The 15451-nt window shown below is 72.1% G+C and carries 14 protein-coding genes and 1 pseudogene; 11 read left to right on the top strand and 4 right to left on the bottom strand.

Translation table 11 applies throughout. From position 1 onward, the window contains the following. Positions 1-704, bottom strand: a pseudogene (locus ACWCP8_RS10435) (hypothetical protein); the annotation flags it as partial. Between the two features lie 117 nt (positions 705-821). On the opposite strand from ACWCP8_RS10435, the gene ACWCP8_RS10430 reads away from it, so the two are divergent. Next, entirely contained in the window at positions 822-1517 is a 696-nt protein-coding gene (locus tag ACWCP8_RS10430) for a tetratricopeptide repeat protein (RefSeq protein ID WP_352266642.1), read from the top strand. A 58-nt stretch (positions 1518-1575) separates the two neighbouring features. Here ACWCP8_RS10430 and ACWCP8_RS10425 read toward each other — a convergent pair whose 3' ends face one another. Then, entirely contained in the window at positions 1576-2853 is a 1278-nt protein-coding gene (locus tag ACWCP8_RS10425; protein WP_382842317.1) for a DUF1015 family protein, read from the bottom strand. A gap of 72 nt (positions 2854-2925) precedes the next feature. Between ACWCP8_RS10425 and ACWCP8_RS10420 the strand changes: the two genes are divergently transcribed. The 4 genes from ACWCP8_RS10420 to ACWCP8_RS10405 all read left to right on the top strand — a co-directional run bounded on the left by ACWCP8_RS10420 (position 2926) and on the right by ACWCP8_RS10405 (position 7139). Further along, entirely contained in the window at positions 2926-3954 is a 1029-nt protein-coding gene (locus ACWCP8_RS10420; protein ID WP_451115323.1) for an HAD hydrolase-like protein, read from the top strand. A 151-nt stretch (positions 3955-4105) separates the two neighbouring features. Then, positions 4106-5167, top strand: a complete 1062-nt coding sequence (locus tag ACWCP8_RS10415; RefSeq protein WP_451115321.1) for a FecCD family ABC transporter permease — start codon at positions 4106-4108, stop codon at positions 5165-5167. Between the two features lie 5 nt (positions 5168-5172). After that, positions 5173-6243: a FecCD family ABC transporter permease gene (locus ACWCP8_RS10410; RefSeq protein WP_451115354.1), complete on the top strand. Its 1071-nt coding sequence runs from the start codon at positions 5173-5175 to the stop codon at positions 6241-6243. Positions 6244-6320: 77 nt separating this feature from the next. Further along, a complete protein-coding gene (locus tag ACWCP8_RS10405) occupies positions 6321-7139 on the top strand; it encodes an ABC transporter ATP-binding protein (protein WP_451115319.1) in 819 nt (272 codons plus the stop codon). Between the two features lie 138 nt (positions 7140-7277). Here ACWCP8_RS10405 and ACWCP8_RS10400 read toward each other — a convergent pair whose 3' ends face one another. Beyond that, positions 7278-7625 carry an SCP2 sterol-binding domain-containing protein gene (locus ACWCP8_RS10400; RefSeq protein WP_267005909.1) on the bottom strand — a complete coding sequence of 116 codons (348 nt, stop codon included), beginning with the start codon at positions 7623-7625 and terminating at the stop codon, positions 7278-7280. A 42-nt stretch (positions 7626-7667) separates the two neighbouring features. On the opposite strand from ACWCP8_RS10400, the gene ACWCP8_RS10395 reads away from it, so the two are divergent. The 6 genes from ACWCP8_RS10395 (at position 7668) to ACWCP8_RS10370 (ending at position 13661) form a co-directional block, all read left to right on the top strand. After that, complete coding sequence (locus tag ACWCP8_RS10395; protein ID WP_326816830.1) at positions 7668-7967, top strand: hypothetical protein; 300 nt, start codon at positions 7668-7670, stop codon at positions 7965-7967. A gap of 7 nt (positions 7968-7974) precedes the next feature. Beyond that, positions 7975-8790: a TlyA family RNA methyltransferase gene (locus tag ACWCP8_RS10390; protein WP_451115316.1), complete on the top strand. Its 816-nt coding sequence runs from the start codon at positions 7975-7977 to the stop codon at positions 8788-8790. Then, entirely contained in the window at positions 8787-9692 is a 906-nt protein-coding gene (locus tag ACWCP8_RS10385; protein ID WP_030917881.1) for an NAD kinase, read from the top strand. The genes ACWCP8_RS10390 and ACWCP8_RS10385 overlap by 4 nt, the downstream gene beginning before the upstream one ends. Positions 9693-9810: 118 nt before the next feature. Next, complete coding sequence (gene recN / locus ACWCP8_RS10380) at positions 9811-11556, top strand: DNA repair protein RecN (protein WP_382842302.1); 1746 nt, start codon at positions 9811-9813, stop codon at positions 11554-11556. 79 nt (positions 11557-11635) lie between these two features. Further along, positions 11636-12397 (top strand): hypothetical protein, encoded by a 762-nt coding sequence (locus ACWCP8_RS10375; protein WP_451115313.1) that lies wholly within the window; start codon positions 11636-11638, stop codon positions 12395-12397. A 166-nt stretch (positions 12398-12563) separates the two neighbouring features. After that, positions 12564-13661: a glycosyltransferase family 4 protein gene (locus tag ACWCP8_RS10370; RefSeq protein WP_352266621.1), complete on the top strand. Its 1098-nt coding sequence runs from the start codon at positions 12564-12566 to the stop codon at positions 13659-13661. A gap of 90 nt (positions 13662-13751) precedes the next feature. On the opposite strand, the gene ACWCP8_RS10365 is transcribed toward ACWCP8_RS10370, so the two are convergent. Then, the gene (locus tag ACWCP8_RS10365) at positions 13752-15395 is read right to left on the bottom strand and encodes a PucR family transcriptional regulator (RefSeq protein ID WP_352266620.1); all 1644 of its coding nucleotides are present in this window, start codon (positions 15393-15395) and stop codon (positions 13752-13754) included. Between the last annotated feature and the right edge of the window lie 56 nt (positions 15396-15451).

Here is a 15451-nt window from a genome sequence, read left to right as displayed (position 1 = left end):
TCCGTCGTGACGACAGCCGCGGTGGCGGTGCCGGTGGTGGCTTCCGTCGTGATGACAGCCGGCCCACGAGTGGCGGTGACCGGGGCGGGTTCCGTCGTGACGACAGCCGCGGTGGCGGTGCCGGTGGTGGCTTCCGTCGTGATGACAGCCGGCCCACGAGCGGCGGTGACCGGGGCGGGTTCCGTCGCGATGACAGCCGCGGTGGCGGTGCCGGTGGTGGCTTCCGTCGTGATGAACGTGCTCCGCGCCGTGACGACGACCGTGGTGGGTACCGCGGGCCGCGTCGTGATGATGAGCGTGGTGGGCGTCCCGGTGGTGGCTTCGAGCGTCGTGACGACCGGCCGCGTGGGCCCCGTCGCGACGACGACAGCCGCAGTGGTGGCTTGCGTCGTGATGACAGTCGGCCCACGAGTGGCGGTGACCGCGGCGGGTTCCGTCGCGATGACAGCCGTAGTGGCGGTGCCGGTGGTGGCGTCCGTCGCGACGACAGCCGCGGTGGCGGTGCCGGCAGGTTCCCCCGTGATGATCGTGCGCCGCGTCGTGATGATGAGCGTGGTGGGCGTCCCGGTGGTGGCTTCCGCCGTGACGACAGTCGGCCCACGAGTGGCGGTGACCGCGGCGGGTTCCGTCGTGACGACAGCCGCGGTGGCGGTGGATACCGCGGACAGCGGGACGACCGCGACCGGGGTGGCTCCCGCGGGCACGACGACCGTGGTGGCTTCGACCGGCGCGACGACCGGGAGCGGGAGCCGATCAAGCGGCTTCCGATCCCCGACGACGTCACCGGTGACGAGATCGACAAGGACGTGCGGCAGGAGCTGCTGAGCCTGCCGAAGACCCTGGCCGAGGATGTTGCCAGGAACCTCGTCATGGTTGCCCGGCTCATCGACGAGGACCCCGAGCAGGCATACGGGTACGCGCGTATCGCGCTGCGGCTGGCCTCGCGGGTGGCTGCTGTGCGTGAGGCGGCCGGCTTTGCCGCGTACGCGACGCAGAAGTACGCGGAGGCGCTGGCCGAGTTCCGGGCGGCGAAGCGGATGACCGGTTCCGTGGAACTCTGGCCCGTCATGGCCGACTGCGAGCGTGGACTCGGGCGGCCCGAGCGGGCGATGGCGATGGCCGGCGAGCCCGAGGTGCAGAAGCTGGACAAGGCCGGGCAGGTCGAGATGCGGCTGGTGGCGGCCGGGGCCCGTAGGGACATGGGGCAGATCGATGCCGCCATCGTCACCCTGCAGAGCTCCGAGCTGGCCTCGAACGCCGTGCATCCGTGGACGCCGCGGCTGCGGTATGCGTACGCGGATGCGCTGCTGGCCGCGGGGCGCGAGGACGAGGCTCGTGAGTGGTTCGCGAAGACCGTGGAGGCCGACAAGGACGGCTCCACCGACGCGTCGGACCGGCTCGCCGAGCTGGACGGTGTCGAGTTCGTCGATGCTCTCGGCGACGACCACGATGACGCCGATGAGGCGGCCGAGGCCGATGCTGATGCCGGCGATGAAGGTTCGGCGGACAAGGCCTAGGACATGAGAAGAGGGCGGCATCCCGACAGGGGTGCCGCCCTCTTCTTTGTCTCCGGCCTCAGTCGAGGGTGAGGCTGCGCAGGACCAGGCCCGAGGCCGGCTTGGGGCCGAACGAGGTGGACTTGCGCGGCATGGTGACGCCCTGCCGGGCCAGGTCCCGGACGACTTCCTCACGTACCGGATGCATCAGGACCGCGGTGGCGTTGTGGCGTTCGGCCTGGTCCACGGCCGCCCCGGTGTCGTGTATGTACGCGATGTGCTCCGGGGTGTCCGGGATCTGCCACACATGGTCCAGAAGGGTCGCGTGCAGCACCGTCGCGTCGAGGGTGCGCCATGCGAGTGGGCGGTCGGCCGGGACGGTGCGGGCCAGCAGCGCCTTGTCCGGGCGGTCGACGAGGTGGAAGCGGCCGTCACCGGCGAGCAGGAACGCGTTGCCTTCGGCGGCCGCCTCGGCGAGGGCGTCGAGGGCCACGGGGAGCGGCCCCTCGATGTCCCGGATACGGAAGGCGCCGTTCAGAGCGGCCAGAGCGTCGGTGACCGGGAGGCGGTGCAGCAGCCGGTGGATGGCGCGTACCCGCAGCGGGTAGCGGGCCGTGTCGACCAGGAGGACCAGGCCGAAGTCCCAGGGGCCGGGGACCGTGTGTTCCTGCTGGAGACGGAGGTACGTGGCCCAGCGGTGGTGGCCGTCGGCGATGAGCGCCTGGTGTCGGGCGAGATCGGTTTCGATCTCGGACCGGTCGGCCGGGTCGGTGACTGCCCAGAGCCGGTGGCAGTAGCCGTCCTCCGTGGTGGTGGCGAGCAGCGGCGGCCGGTGGATGGTGCGCTCGATGACAGCGGTCGCGCCGGTCGAGTGACCCTCGCTGCGATAGGTCAGCAGGAGCGGTTCGAGGTGAGCGGCTGTGGTCCGCATCAGGTCGGCCCGGTCCTCGACGATATGGGCCATCACGTCCTCGTGCGGCAGCACGATGCCGTCCGCGGGGGCGGAGAGGGCCAGTGCCCCGACGATGCCGCGTTGCAGGATTTCGCCGTTGCGCTGCTCGTAGACATAGAGCGCAGGCTCGGGCTCGGGGGCGAGTATGCCCTCGTCGAGCCAGCGGTTCAGGGTCTCGGCGGCCTGCTCGTTGCGCGCGGCGGCCGTGTCGGCCTGCGGCAGTATCAGCCGGACGATGTTGTACGGGTCCGCCGATTCCAGGTGGTGCAGCCCGTCGGGGCGCACGACGACGTCGTACGGCGGTGAGGTCACCGCGGCGAGACTGCCTACCCGCTCGGGGACGTAGCGCAGTCCACGGAACGGGATCAGGCGCAGTCCCTGGTCGGCGGGACCTGGTGTGTTCATTTCTGCATCGTATGTGCGTTGTGGGGATGCGCGATGATCGGGGGAGAAGCATGCGATGAGGAGCGTAAAAATATGAGTCAGGCGAGCAGGACCCGGCCGAGCGGGAGCAGCACCGCGCTGAGCGAGGCGTACGACACGGCTCTGCTCGATCTTGACGGGGTGGTGTACGCGGGCGGCGCTGCGATCGTCCATGCCGTCGACTCGCTGGGTGCCGCGCGGGACGGCGGAATGCATCTCGCGTACGTCACCAACAACGCGCTGCGTACACCGGCCGCGGTGGCGGAGCATCTGACCGAACTCGGGGTGCCGGCCGAGCCCGCCGATGTGATCACCTCGTCGCAGGCGGTGGCCCGGCTGATGGCCGATCAGCTGCCGGCCGGGGCTCGGGTGCTCGTGATCGGGGGAGAGGGGCTGAGGGCCGCGCTGGTCGAGCGCGGTCTGGTGCCGGTGGAGTCGGCGGACGACGATCCGGCGGCGGTGGCGCAGGGGTACGGGGGCCCCGACATGACGTGGGGGCGGTTCGCTGAGGCTGCGTACGCGATTGCCCGGGGGGTGCCGTGGTTCGTGTCCAACACCGATCTGACGATTCCGAGTGCGCGGGGGATCGCGCCGGGCAATGGCGCGGCGGTCGAGGTCGTACGGATCGCCACCGGTGCCGAGCCGCAGGTCGCCGGGAAGCCGTTGCCTCCGATGCACCGGGAGACCGTGCTGCGGACCGGGGCGAAGCGGCCGCTGGTGGTCGGGGACCGGCTGGACACGGACATCGAGGGTGCGTTCAACGGCGGTGTGGACTCGCTCCTCGTGCTCACCGGGGTCACGGACGCGAGGCAGCTGGTGGCGGCCGAGCCCAGGCACCGGCCGACATATGTCGATGCGGACCTGCGGGGGCTGCTGACCGGGCAGCCCGAGGTGACCGAGACGGCCGGCGGGTTCGACTGCGGTGGCTGGACGGCCGCGGTGCGCGCCGACGAGCTGGTGCTGGAGGGCGACGGGGACGTGCTCGACGGGCTGCGGGCGCTGTGCGGGGCTGCCTGGTCGTACGCGGGTGAGGGTGCCTGCGGGCTGGACGCGGGGAAGGCCGTCGCCAGGCTCGGGCTGTAGGGCGGCGTCCGGGATCCGCTACTCGGCGGGCGTGTCCGGGAGTTCACCGGGTGGCGGATCCATGCGGGACGAATCGGGTGTAACCGGCGCTGCGTTGTGCGCGGGGATCCAGGCGGCTCGACAACTTTGGAGGGTAGGCTAACCTAACCTCGTGTTGGTCGAGAGCCCCCCAGAGCCGAGCGCAGGTCCGATAGCCGCGCCGGTGACATCCGCGTCCTCCGGGCGCCCTGCGATACGTGTTGTGGGACTGCTGCTCGCCGTCGTCGCGCTGGTGCTGGTATGCCTCGCGAGTATCGCGATCGGCGCCAAGGCGCTGCCGCTCGCCGATGTCTGGCACGGTCTGTTCCACGCCTCCGGAACCCATGGCGATGTCCTCGTACGGGACGTGCGCGTTCCGCGGACCGTGCTCGGGCTGATCGTCGGTACCGCGCTCGGCCTCGCCGGTGCGGTGATGCAGGCCCTGACCCGTAACCCGCTGGCCGAACCCGGACTGCTGGGGGTCAACGCGGGCGCGTCGGCGGCCGTCGTATCGGCCATCAGCTTCTTCGGTGTCACCTCGCTGACCGGATACGTCTGGTTCGCGTTCCTCGGTGCCGCGATCGTGTCGGTGGTGGTGTACCTCCTCGGCGGCAGCCGGTCCGCGACCCCTGTACGACTCGCGCTCGCCGGGACCGCGGCCAGCGCCGCACTGTTCGGCTACGTCAACGCCGTACAGCTGCTGGACGCCGCGGCGCTCGACCGGCTGCGGTTCTGGACGGTCGGGTCGCTGGCCTCGGCGAACATGGAGACCGTCGGCAAGGTGTGGCCGTTCATAGCGGTCGGCGTCGTCCTCTCGCTGCTCATCGCCCGGCCGCTGAACGCCCTGGAGATGGGCGACGACACCGCCAGGGCGCTCGGCGCCCATCTGGTCCGCACCCGCGTCCTCGCGATGCTCGCCGTCACCCTGCTGTGCGGGGCCGCGACCGCCGCCTGCGGGCCGATCGTCTTCATCGGACTGATGATCCCGCACCTGGTGCGCGTCATCACCGGGCCCGACATGCGGTGGATCCTGCCGTACGCGGCCGTGCTCTCCCCGGTGCTGCTGCTCGGCTCGGACGTGATGGGACGGGTGATCGCCCGGCCGTCCGAGCTGCAGGTCGGCATCGTGACCGCACTGCTCGGCGGCCCCGTCTTCATCCATCTCGTACGTCGCAAGAGGATGGCCCAGCTGTGAAGGCTATGAAGACCCGTACGACGGACGGAACCGGCGCAATCCGGGCCGTGCGGGCCGTGCGGACCGGCGGGGGGTTCTCCTTCCGGGTGGACGTCCGGGCGCTCGTGGTGATCGTGGTGCTCGCCGCGGTGGGTGCAGGAGCCGCGATCGTGCTCATCGGCAGCGGCGACTACGCCATGACGCCCGGCGAGGTCGTGAGCACGCTGTTCGGGCACGGCACCTTCCAGCAGGAGTTCATCGTTACGGACCTGCGGCTGCCGCGGGTCCTCGTCGGGCTGCTGGTCGGCGCGGCGCTCGGGGTCGGCGGCGCCGTGTTCCAGACCGTCTCCCGCAATCCGCTCGGCAGCCCCGATGTGCTCGGCTTCGGCCAGGGCGCCACGGTCGGGGCGCTGATGGTGATCGTCCTCTTCCAGGGCGGTGCGGCCGCGGTCGCGGGCGGCGCGGTGGTCGGTGGGCTGGTCACCGGGGTCGTCGTCTACCTGCTCGCCTGGAAGCGCGGGATGCACGGCTACCGGCTGGTGCTTGTCGGTATCGGCTCGGCTGCGATGCTCACCGCAGCTGCCCAGTACCTGATCACCAAGGCCAACCTGGTCGACGCGACCCGCGCCGTCGTGTGGATGACCGGCTCGCTCGACGGGCGCGACTGGGCGCAGGTCTGGCCGCTGCTGGTCGTGTGCGGCCTGCTCATTCCGCTGGTGCTCGGGCACGGGCGGGCGCTGCGCATGATGGAGATGGGCGACGACGCCGCGTACGCCCTGGGTGTACGGGTGGAACGCACCCGGCTCGTCCTGATGGGCTGCGCCGTACTGCTCGTCGCCGTCGCCACCGCCGCGGCCGGCCCCATCACCTTCGTTTCGCTGAGCGCCCCGCAGCTGGCCCGTCGGCTCACTCGCTCGCCCGGGCCCAATCTGGCGCCCGCCGCCTTCATGGGCGCCGCACTGCTGCTTGTCGCCGACTGGATCGCGATGGACGCCTTCGGCGACCGGCAGCTGCCGGTCGGCGTCGTCACCGGGGTGCTCGGTGGCTGCTACCTGCTGTGGCTGCTCGTCTCCGAGCGCAGGGCGGGGCGGATATGAGAGCCCGCCGGACGGTGAATCCGCCCCGTGATGCCAGTACATCGACGATCCTTCCCACCGAATCCGGGAGTACGACCATGCAGCGCCTCACCGCGGACTCGGTGACCCTCGGCTACGACCAGCGGGTCATCGCGGAGAACCTCTCGGTCGAGATCCCCGACAACTCGTTCACCGTGATCGTCGGCCCCAACGCCTGCGGGAAGTCCACCCTGTTGCGGGCGCTGTCCCGGATGCTCAAGCCGAGCCGGGGACGGGTTCTGCTGGACGGCAGGACGATCCATGGGATGCCGGCGAAGAAGGTCGCGAAGACCCTGGGGCTGCTGCCGCAGTCCTCGATCGCACCGGACGGCATCACCGTCGCCGACCTGGTTGCGCGTGGCCGCTATCCGCATCAGGGGCTGCTGCGGCAGTGGTCGCCGGAGGACGAACGCATTGTCGAGGAATCGATGATGTCCACCGGTGTCGCCGAGCTTGCGGATCGCTATGTCGATGAATTGTCCGGCGGGCAGCGACAGCGGGTCTGGATCGCGATGGCGCTCGCTCAGGAGACACCGCTGCTGCTGCTCGACGAGCCGACGACGTACCTCGACATCCAGCACCAGATAGATGTCCTCGACCTGTGCGCGGAACTGCACGAGACGCGGGGGCGCACGCTGGTCGCCGTGCTGCACGATCTGAACCATGCCGCGCGCTATGCCACGCATCTGATCGCCATGCGCCAGGGCGAGATCATTGCCGAGGGTGCGCCGGGGGATGTGGTCACGGCGGAGCTCGTGGAGCGGGTGTTCGGGCTGCGGTGCCAGGTGATCGATGATCCGGAGACGGGGACGCCGTTGGTGGTGCCGGCCGCGCGCAGCGCGCGGGGCGCGCGGGCGGCGGATTCGGTGGACGCCTGAACGGCGGCGGGTGTGGTGGTTCGCGCCTGCGGGCGCGCTTCGTCCTCAAGCGCCGGACGGGCTTGAGTCCGCCCGGCGTGCGCTGTCGGAGGGGGCCGTGGGCGGGTGCGATTCTGCCCTCAACTGCCGGCGGCGGGGTTACAGCAGCGTTCTGAGGCGCAGAAGGTCTCGGAAGCCTGCTTCCAGGCGGACTCTTCCCGAGCCCCAGGCCCTTGCGAAGTTCAGTTCGCCGTTCACCATGGCCACCAGGTCGTCGCCGGTCATCGTGAGACGGATCTCGGCCTTCTCCACCGGTGGGCCCTCGATCGTGTCCAGCACCTCGATCCGGCCACCCTTGAGACGGCCGGTGAAGGTGATTGCGAGGTCCTTGATGTGACAGCTCAGCGAGCGGTCCAGGGCGGCCGCGCTGCGCACGTCGCCCTCGGCCGTCGTGAGGTTGTCGGAAAGTCTGTCGAGTGCGCTGCGGCACTCCGCCATGGTCGCCATCGTGATCGACGGTACCTCAGCCCTTCGCGGTAGCGTTTCCGCATGAGCGACTTGATGCCGGAGCCCGCAGCGGTGCCCGGGGAGCAGGAGGGGACGGCCGGGCCCGCCCCCGACCCCGCCGCCCCCGCGCCCCTCGGCGTCGTGCGCACCCCCACCGGAAACGCCGAGGTGGACGCGCGGCTGGAGCGGCTGGCAGATGCGGACCACCTCCCGGCGGACGGACACATCGAGGTGTACGAGGATGTACACCGTGGGCTGCGCGATGCGCTGACCGCGCTGGACGCCCGGCCCGCACCCGCACCGGTACCCGCACCGATGCCCTCGTACAACAACAGGAGCTGAACCGAACGTGGCAGGAGTGGCACGTCGCCGCCTCGACGCCGAGCTGGTACGCCGTAATCTCGCCCGCTCTCGTGAGCACGCGAGCCAGCTGATCGCCGCAGGGCGGGTGACCATCGGCGGCAACACCGCGACCAAACCCGCCACCCAGGTCGAGACCAGCGCCGCGGTCGTCGTCATCAAGGACGACAGCGACCCCGAGTACGTCTCGCGCGGCGGGCACAAGCTCGCGGGCGCCCTCGCCGCCTTCGTACCCCTCGGGCTGAAGATCGAGGGGCGTCGGGCGCTGGACGCCGGGGCGTCGACCGGCGGCTTCACCGATGTACTGCTGCGGGCCGGAGTCGGCCATGTCGTCGCCGTCGACGTCGGCTACGGGCAGCTCGCCTGGTCGCTGCAGTCCGATGAACGCGTCACCGTCAAGGACCGTACCAACGTGCGGGAACTGACGCTGGAGGCGATCGACGGGAGGGCGGTGGACCTGGTGGTCGGCGATCTGTCGTTCATCCCGCTGGGGCTCGTACTGCCCGCTCTGGCGCGCTGCGCCGCCCCCGACGCGGACCTGGTCCTGATGGTCAAGCCGCAGTTCGAGGTCGGCAAGGAACGGCTCGGCAGCGGTGGTGTGGTGCGCAGCCCGGAGCTGCGGGCCGAAGCGGTACGGGAGGTGGCGCGCCGGGCCTGGGCGCTGGGGCTCGGAGTGCGCGGGGTGACCGCGAGCCCGCTGCCCGGGCCCTCCGGCAATGTCGAGTACTTTCTGTGGCTGCGGGCCGGAGCACCGGAACTGGATCCCGCGGATGTCGACCGTGCAGTGGCGGAGGGGCCTCGTTGACGACGAATGCGGCACGAACTGTCTTTCTTTTGGCACATACCGGCAGGCCGGCCGCGATCCGCAGCGCCGAGCTCGTCGTACAAGGGCTGCTGCGCAGTGGACTCGGTGTACGGGTCCTTGCTGCGGAGGCCGCCGATCTGCCGCTCCCACCGTCCGTGGAGACGGTCGAGGACGCCACGCCCGGGGCCGTGGACGGCTGTGAGCTGCTGATCGTGCTCGGCGGGGACGGGACGCTGCTGCGCGGCGCGGAGATCTCCCGGGCCTCCGGGGTGCCGATGCTCGGCGTCAACCTCGGCCGGGTCGGCTTCCTCGCCGAGGCCGAGCGCGACGACCTGGACAAGGTGGTCGACCGGGTCGTCACCCGGGCGTACGCGGTCGAGGAGCGCATGACGATCGATGTCCTGGTGCACAGCAACGGCGACATCGTCCACACCGACTGGGCGCTCAACGAAGCGGCCGTGCAGAAGGTGTCGCCCGAGCGGATGCTCGAAGTCGTCCTGGAGATCGACGGCCGGCCGGTCACCGGATTCGGCTGTGACGGGATCGTCTGTGCGACGCCGACCGGCTCGACGGCGTACGCGTTCTCGGCCGGCGGACCGGTGGTGTGGCCGGAGGTCGAGGCGCTGCTGATGGTACCGATCAGCGCCCATGCCCTGTTTGCGAAACCACTGGTGACGTCGCCGACCTCGGTGCTCGCCGTCGAGGTCCAGCCGCACACGCCGCACGGGGTGCTGTGGTGTGACGGACGCAGGACCGTGGAACTGCCGGCCGGGGCGCGCGTCGAGGTGCGGCGCGGGACGGTGCCCGTACGGCTGGCGCGGCTGCACCATGCCTCGTTCACGGACCGGCTGGTGGCGAAGTTCGCGCTGCCGGTCTCGGGGTGGCGGGGCGCCCCCCACTGATCGCTCGTGGTGCGCCGGATGTCTGCCCCGGAACCGCAGGTCGTGGCCGCACGGCGCACGGGAGAGTGAATCCGCAGCCGGGGCCCGTCGCACAGGGGGGCCCGGACCTCGTAAGGTCGTGTCCGTGTTGGAGGAGATGCGGATACGGTCGCTCGGGGTCATCGACGACGCGGTGGTGGAGCTGTCACCCGGTTTCACCGCGGTGACGGGTGAGACCGGCGCGGGCAAGACCATGGTCGTCACCAGCCTGGGGCTGCTGCTCGGCGGGCGCGCCGACCCGGCCCTGGTGCGGGTCGGCGCCAAAGCTGCTGTCGTCGAGGGGCGGATCACGGTGTCCGCCGGTGACACGGCTGCCGTGCGGGCCGAGGAAGCGGGGGCCGAACTCGACGACGGTGCGCTGCTGATCAGCCGTACCGTTTCCGCGGAGGGGCGCTCGCGCGCCCACCTCGGCGGCAGGTCCGTGCCGGTGGGCGTGCTCGCGGAACTCGCGGACGAACTCGTGGCCGTGCACGGCCAGACCGACCAGCAGGGGCTGCTCAAGCCCGCCCGGCAGCGGCAGGCCCTGGACCGGTACGCGGGCGACGGAGTCGCCGTGCCGCACGCCAAGTACGCGGCGGCGTACCGGCGGCTGCGGGCCGTGGTCACGGAGCTCGACGAGCTGACCACGCGCGCCCGCGAACGTGCCCAGGAAGCGGATCTGCTGCGCTTCGGGCTGGGTGAGATCGACGGGGTCGAACCGCTCCCCGGAGAGGACACCGACCTGGCCGCCGAAGCCGAGCGGCTCGGCCACGCCGAAGCGCTCGCCTCCGCCGCGGCCCTCGCGCACGCCGCGCTCGCGGGCAACCCGGAGGACCAGGAGGCCGTCGACGCGACGACCGTCGTCGCGGCCGCCGGACGGTCGCTGGACGCCGTCCGCGCCCACGACCCGGCGCTGGCCGCGCTCGCCGACCGGATCGGTGAGATCTCCATCCTGCTCGCCGATGTGGCGGGCGAACTGGCCGGATACGCCGATCAGCTGGACGCCGACCCGCTGCGGCTCGCCGCGGTGGAGGAGCGCCGCGCCGCGCTCACCGGGCTCACCCGCAAGTACGGTGAGGACATCGCCGCCGTCCTCGCCTGGGCCGAGGACGGGGCCGCCCGGCTCACCGAGCTGGAGGGCGACGACGACCGGATCGGCGAGCTGACCGCGGAACGGGACGCACTGCGGGCCGAACTCTCCGATCTCGGACAGGCGTTGACCGATGCGCGGACGGCGGCGGCGGCACTCTTCGCGGAAGCGGTGACCGCGGAACTGGCCTCGCTCGCCATGCCGCACGCCCGGGTCTCCTTCGACATCCGGCAGACCGACGCGGCGGACGAGGCGTCCGGCATCGAGATCGGCGGGCGGAGCGTCGTCTACGGTCCGTCCGGCGCCGACGACGTCGAGCTGCTGCTGGCACCGCACCCCGGCGCCCAGCCCCGGCCGATCGCCAAGGGAGCTTCGGGCGGTGAGCTGTCCCGGGTGATGCTGGCCGTCGAGGTGGTCTTCGCGGGCTCCGACCCCGTACCCACGTATCTCTTCGACGAGGTCGACGCGGGTGTCGGCGGCAAGGCGGCCGTCGAGGTCGGGCGGCGGCTGGCGAAGCTCGCCAGGTCCGCACAGGTGGTCGTCGTCACGCACCTGCCGCAGGTGGCGGCTTTCGCCGACCGCCAGCTGTTGGTCGAGAAGACGGTCGACGGGTCGGTGACCAGCAGTGGTGTCAAGGTCCTGGAGGGCGAGGAGCGGGTACGGGAACTGTCCCGGATGCTTGCGGGGCAGGAGGACTCGGAGACGGCCCGGGCGCATGCCGAGGAGCTGCTGGCCGCGGCGCGGGCGGACGGGTAGGGGCGGCGCGACGCCCTGTATCGCTGGGTCCTTGTGCCCCGGTGCTTCGGTCCGGAGCCGGGTTCGTAGCCTGGCCCGTATGGGAGCAATGATCAGCAGGATCGTCGCCGGTGCCGTCGCCGCCGGGGTCGCCGGTGGGGTCCACCGGGCGCTTCGGGCCCGGCCGCACCAGCGGTGGCAGCGCACCAACTACGCGGGCCGCGCCGTCGATCTGTACGCGGGGCCGGCCACCGCGCTCGGGGCCGCCGCCGGAGCAGCCGTCCTTCCGCTGCCGCCCCGCGTCCGGACGGCCGCCGCGCTTGCCGTGCTGGCCGCCGGGGGCTGCGGTGCGTACGACGACCTCGCCGGGGCCGGCGATCCGCGCCGCGGGTTCTGCGCCCATCTGACCGCGTTGCGCCACGGCGAGGTCACCAGCGGCGTCGTGAAACTCTTCGGGATCGGGGCTGCCGGGCTCGCCGCCGGAGCGCTGCTCAAGGACCGGCCCGTCGACCGGATCCTCGCCGGCGTCGTGATCGCCGGAGCCGCTCATCTCGTCAACCTCACCGACGTACGGCCCGGAGCCGCGACCGTCACCGTGCTCGCCCTCGGGGCCCCGGGGCTGGCCCGGGGCGGACTCGCCGCCGCGCCGATGGGGGCCGTGGCGGCCGTCGCCGCGGACGAGTGGGCGGAACGCACCATGATCGGCGACACCGGGGCGCACGCCCTGGGCGCGGCCGTCGGCGTCGCGATCGTCGCGGGCAGCGGCCGGGCCGGGCTCGCCGCCCATGCGGCGGGGGTTGTGGCAGCGGCTGTGTACGGGGGCCGGATCAGCGGGCTCGCCGAGGCGCTGTCGGGTCGCTGACACGGCAATATCGCACCGCTGTACTCACCCGTCCGGGTGGTAACGCGTGCCCGGTTGTCGCCGCGCACGCCGGTACGACGGCCCGACGGTCCCGGAACGTGCGTACGGACTGGCATCCTTGGCGGTGCACATACCGCCGACTCGGGAGCTCCGGGAGCCATTCAACGTGTCACAGCTGCGTACGGTCCAAGTCCTGGGCGGCGGCAGTGCCGACAGCAGCGCTCACGTCGGCTCGCTGGCCGCAGGGTTGGTGGCGAGAGGCGTGCAGGTCACCGTCTGCGCCCCGGCCGAACTGGACCGCGCCTACGACTTCTCCGGTACCGGGGCCCGCTTCGTCCCTGTACCGCGACGCAGTGACCCGGCCGCCGTCGCCGCGCTGCGGGCGGGATGCGCGGGGGCGGACGTGGTCCATGCGCACGGGCTGCACGCCGCCGTACGCGCCGGTCTTGCGCTCGGTGGGCGGCGCACACCGCTGGTCCTGACCTGGCACACCCGGGCCTATGCCGAAGGTGCCCGCAGCCGGTTGCTCCTCCTGCTGGAGCGAAGAGCCGCCCGGGCTGCGGCCGTTGTGCTCGGTACGTCGTCGGATCTGGTCGACCGGGCGCGGCACCGAGGTGCGCGTGACGCTCGTCTCGCTCCGATCGCCGTTCCCGCGCCGCGCAGTCCCGCTCCGCTCCACGGCGGCAAGGTGCGCGCCGAACTCGGTGCGGTGGGAAGGCCGTTACTCATCTCGGTAGGTAGTCTCGTACCGCATCGCGGGTACGGCACGCTGCTCGACGCGGCACGGATGTGGCGCCAACTCGACCCGGTACCCCTGCTGGTCATGGCGGGGGAGGGGCGGGAACGGAGTGCTCTGCAGCGGCGGATCCGGAACGAGGATCTGCCCGCCAGGCTGATCGGCAGCCGGGACGACATCGCCGAACTCCTCGCCTCCGCGGATCTGGCCGTGCTGCCGAGCCGCTGGGAGGCGCGGTCGGTACTGGCACAGGAGGCGCTGCGGCTGGGGGTGCCGCTGGTCGCCACCGCGGTGGGCGGAGTTCCCGAACTCGTGGGGGATGCGGCGGAACTTGTGCCGTACGGGAACGCGGAGGCGCTGGCGCGGGTCGTTGCGCGGCTACTGGGAGATCCGGCGGCGCGGCAGCGGATGGCTGATGCGGGACGGGTGCAGGCGGCGAGTTGGCCCACGGAGGACGACACGATCGCTCAAGTGCTGAGTGTCTACGACGAGTTGGCTCAGCCGTTGGCGGGTGCGCGGGGGCGGTGACGTGGGGGTGTCACCGGGGGCGCCCGGTGACCGCTTTGTCCTCGATCGCCGGATGGGCTTGAATTCGGCGTCCCGGTCGTCGTTCTGTTCTCAATTGCCGGACGGGCCCGACGTGGCGTGGCGGCGGGCTCGCAGGGCCAGGCTCAGGGCCAGGACCGTCTGGGGGTCGTCCAGGTCCGTGCCGAGCAGTTCGCCGATGCGGGCCAGACGGTTGTAGAGCGTCTGGCGGTTCAGGTGCAGGTCGCGTGCCGTCTCCGCCTTGCGGCCCGCGTGGGCGAGATACGACTCCAGGGTGGGCAGCAGCGGTGGGCGCGACGTGCGGTCGTGGTCGCGCAGCGGGCCGATCGCCCGGTCCACGAACGCCGCCAGGTCCGGGTGGTTCCGCAGCCGCCACAGCAGCAGGTCGATGTCCAGCCGCCGGGCGTCGTACCAGGGCCGGTCGCCGAGGCCCTGCGCGGCCGTCGCCGTCTCCGCGGCGTGCCGCAGGCCCGCTCCGGCGGCCGCCCAGCCGCCCGCGACCCCGACCACCACGACCGGTGGATGTGAGCCGGCCCGTTCCAGACCGGCCCGTTCGACGCCCGCCCGCAGCGCCGCCGCCACCCGGTCGGCCACCGCCGTGCGCTCCGTCTCGGACCGCAGCCCGAGCAGCAGCGGAACCCGGCCCTCCACGGGCCGTACGCCGAGCAGTACCGGCACCCCCACCGATGACAGTTCCTCCAGGACCGCACGCGCCAGCAGCGCCCAGTTGCCCGACGGGGACAGCTCGGGGGCCAGCCGCATCACCACGGGCAGCAACGGCGCCTCGCCCGGCTTGAAGCCCAGTACGCGCGCCTGCGCGGGTGCGTCCTCCGGCGTGATCCGGCCCTCCGCGAGGTCCGTCAGGAAGTCGCCGCGGCCGCGGGCGGCGAGCTCCTCCTCCTGACGGGCCTGCATCAGCACCACGGCGAGAATGCCCGCCGCCCGCTCGGCCGCCATCCGGTGCACGGTCACCAGCGGCCCGGACACGGCGAGCAGGACCAGCCTGGCCCGTACCGCACCGGATCCCGGACCGCCGCCCGGCACATCCACCAGCACGGCGCCCGTGGGCGGTGTCTCGCGCGCCGCCCGGCCGCCGCGCATCCCGTCCCAGACCTGGAGCGGATCGGCGGAGACCGGGCCGGAGCCGGGGCCCGCCGCGTACAGCAGCTGACCGTCCGCCGTCTCCAGGAAGACCGGGTTGGCGGTGAAGTCCGCCAGGATGCCGAGCACCTGCGGGATCCCGCCGCCGCCGAGCAGCGCCTCCGTACACCGCCGGTGCACGTCCTCGGCCTGCCGCAGCAATGCGTAGTGACCGTTGACGATCTCGGTGTGGATCTCCTCGGTGACCGTCACGAACGGCACCTCGCGGTGAAGCTGTACGAGCGGCAGACCGGCGGCCCGCGCGGCGTCCACGATCGAGGCGGGCAGCCTGCTGAACCGCGGCCCGAGCTCCACCACCACGGCGGCGATGCCCCGGTCGGCGAGCCTGCGCACGAAGGCGCGCTGCTCGGCCGGCCGGGTGCCGAACCCCAGGCCGGTGGTGAGCAGCAGTTCACCGCCTTTGAGCAGCGAGGCGATGTTCGGGACCTCGCCCGCGTGCACCCAGCGCACCGTGCGGCCCAGTCGGTCCGCGCCCGCCACCACCTCGGGGAGTCCGCTGCGCAGCCCCGGCAGCTCAAGGGCGCGCTGCACGGTGATGCCGCCTTGGTTCTCCACTGGTTCGGGCCTCGTGCTTCCGTTCGCGTCGGGCGGGCTGTCGCCCTGACCAGGAA

Source organism: Streptomyces sp. NPDC002206 (assembly GCF_053593595.1).
This window is presented reverse-complemented; position numbering and strand designations above follow the sequence as displayed.

Coding starts and splice junctions, on each gene's coding strand:
- ACWCP8_RS10420 (WP_451115323.1), top strand. CDS start 2,926: ATGAGTCAGGCGAGCAGGACCCGGCCGAGCGGGAGCAGCACCGCGCTG.
- ACWCP8_RS10395 (WP_326816830.1), top strand. CDS start 7,668: ATGAGCGACTTGATGCCGGAGCCCGCAGCGGTGCCCGGGGAGCAGGAG.
- ACWCP8_RS10410 (WP_451115354.1), top strand. CDS start 5,173: ATGAAGACCCGTACGACGGACGGAACCGGCGCAATCCGGGCCGTGCGG.
- ACWCP8_RS10375 (WP_451115313.1), top strand. CDS start 11,636: ATGGGAGCAATGATCAGCAGGATCGTCGCCGGTGCCGTCGCCGCCGGG.
- ACWCP8_RS10400 (WP_267005909.1), bottom strand. CDS start 7,625: ATGGCGACCATGGCGGAGTGCCGCAGCGCACTCGACAGACTTTCCGAC.
- ACWCP8_RS10405 (WP_451115319.1), top strand. CDS start 6,321: ATGCAGCGCCTCACCGCGGACTCGGTGACCCTCGGCTACGACCAGCGG.
- ACWCP8_RS10425 (WP_382842317.1), bottom strand. CDS start 2,853: ATGAACACACCAGGTCCCGCCGACCAGGGACTGCGCCTGATCCCGTTC.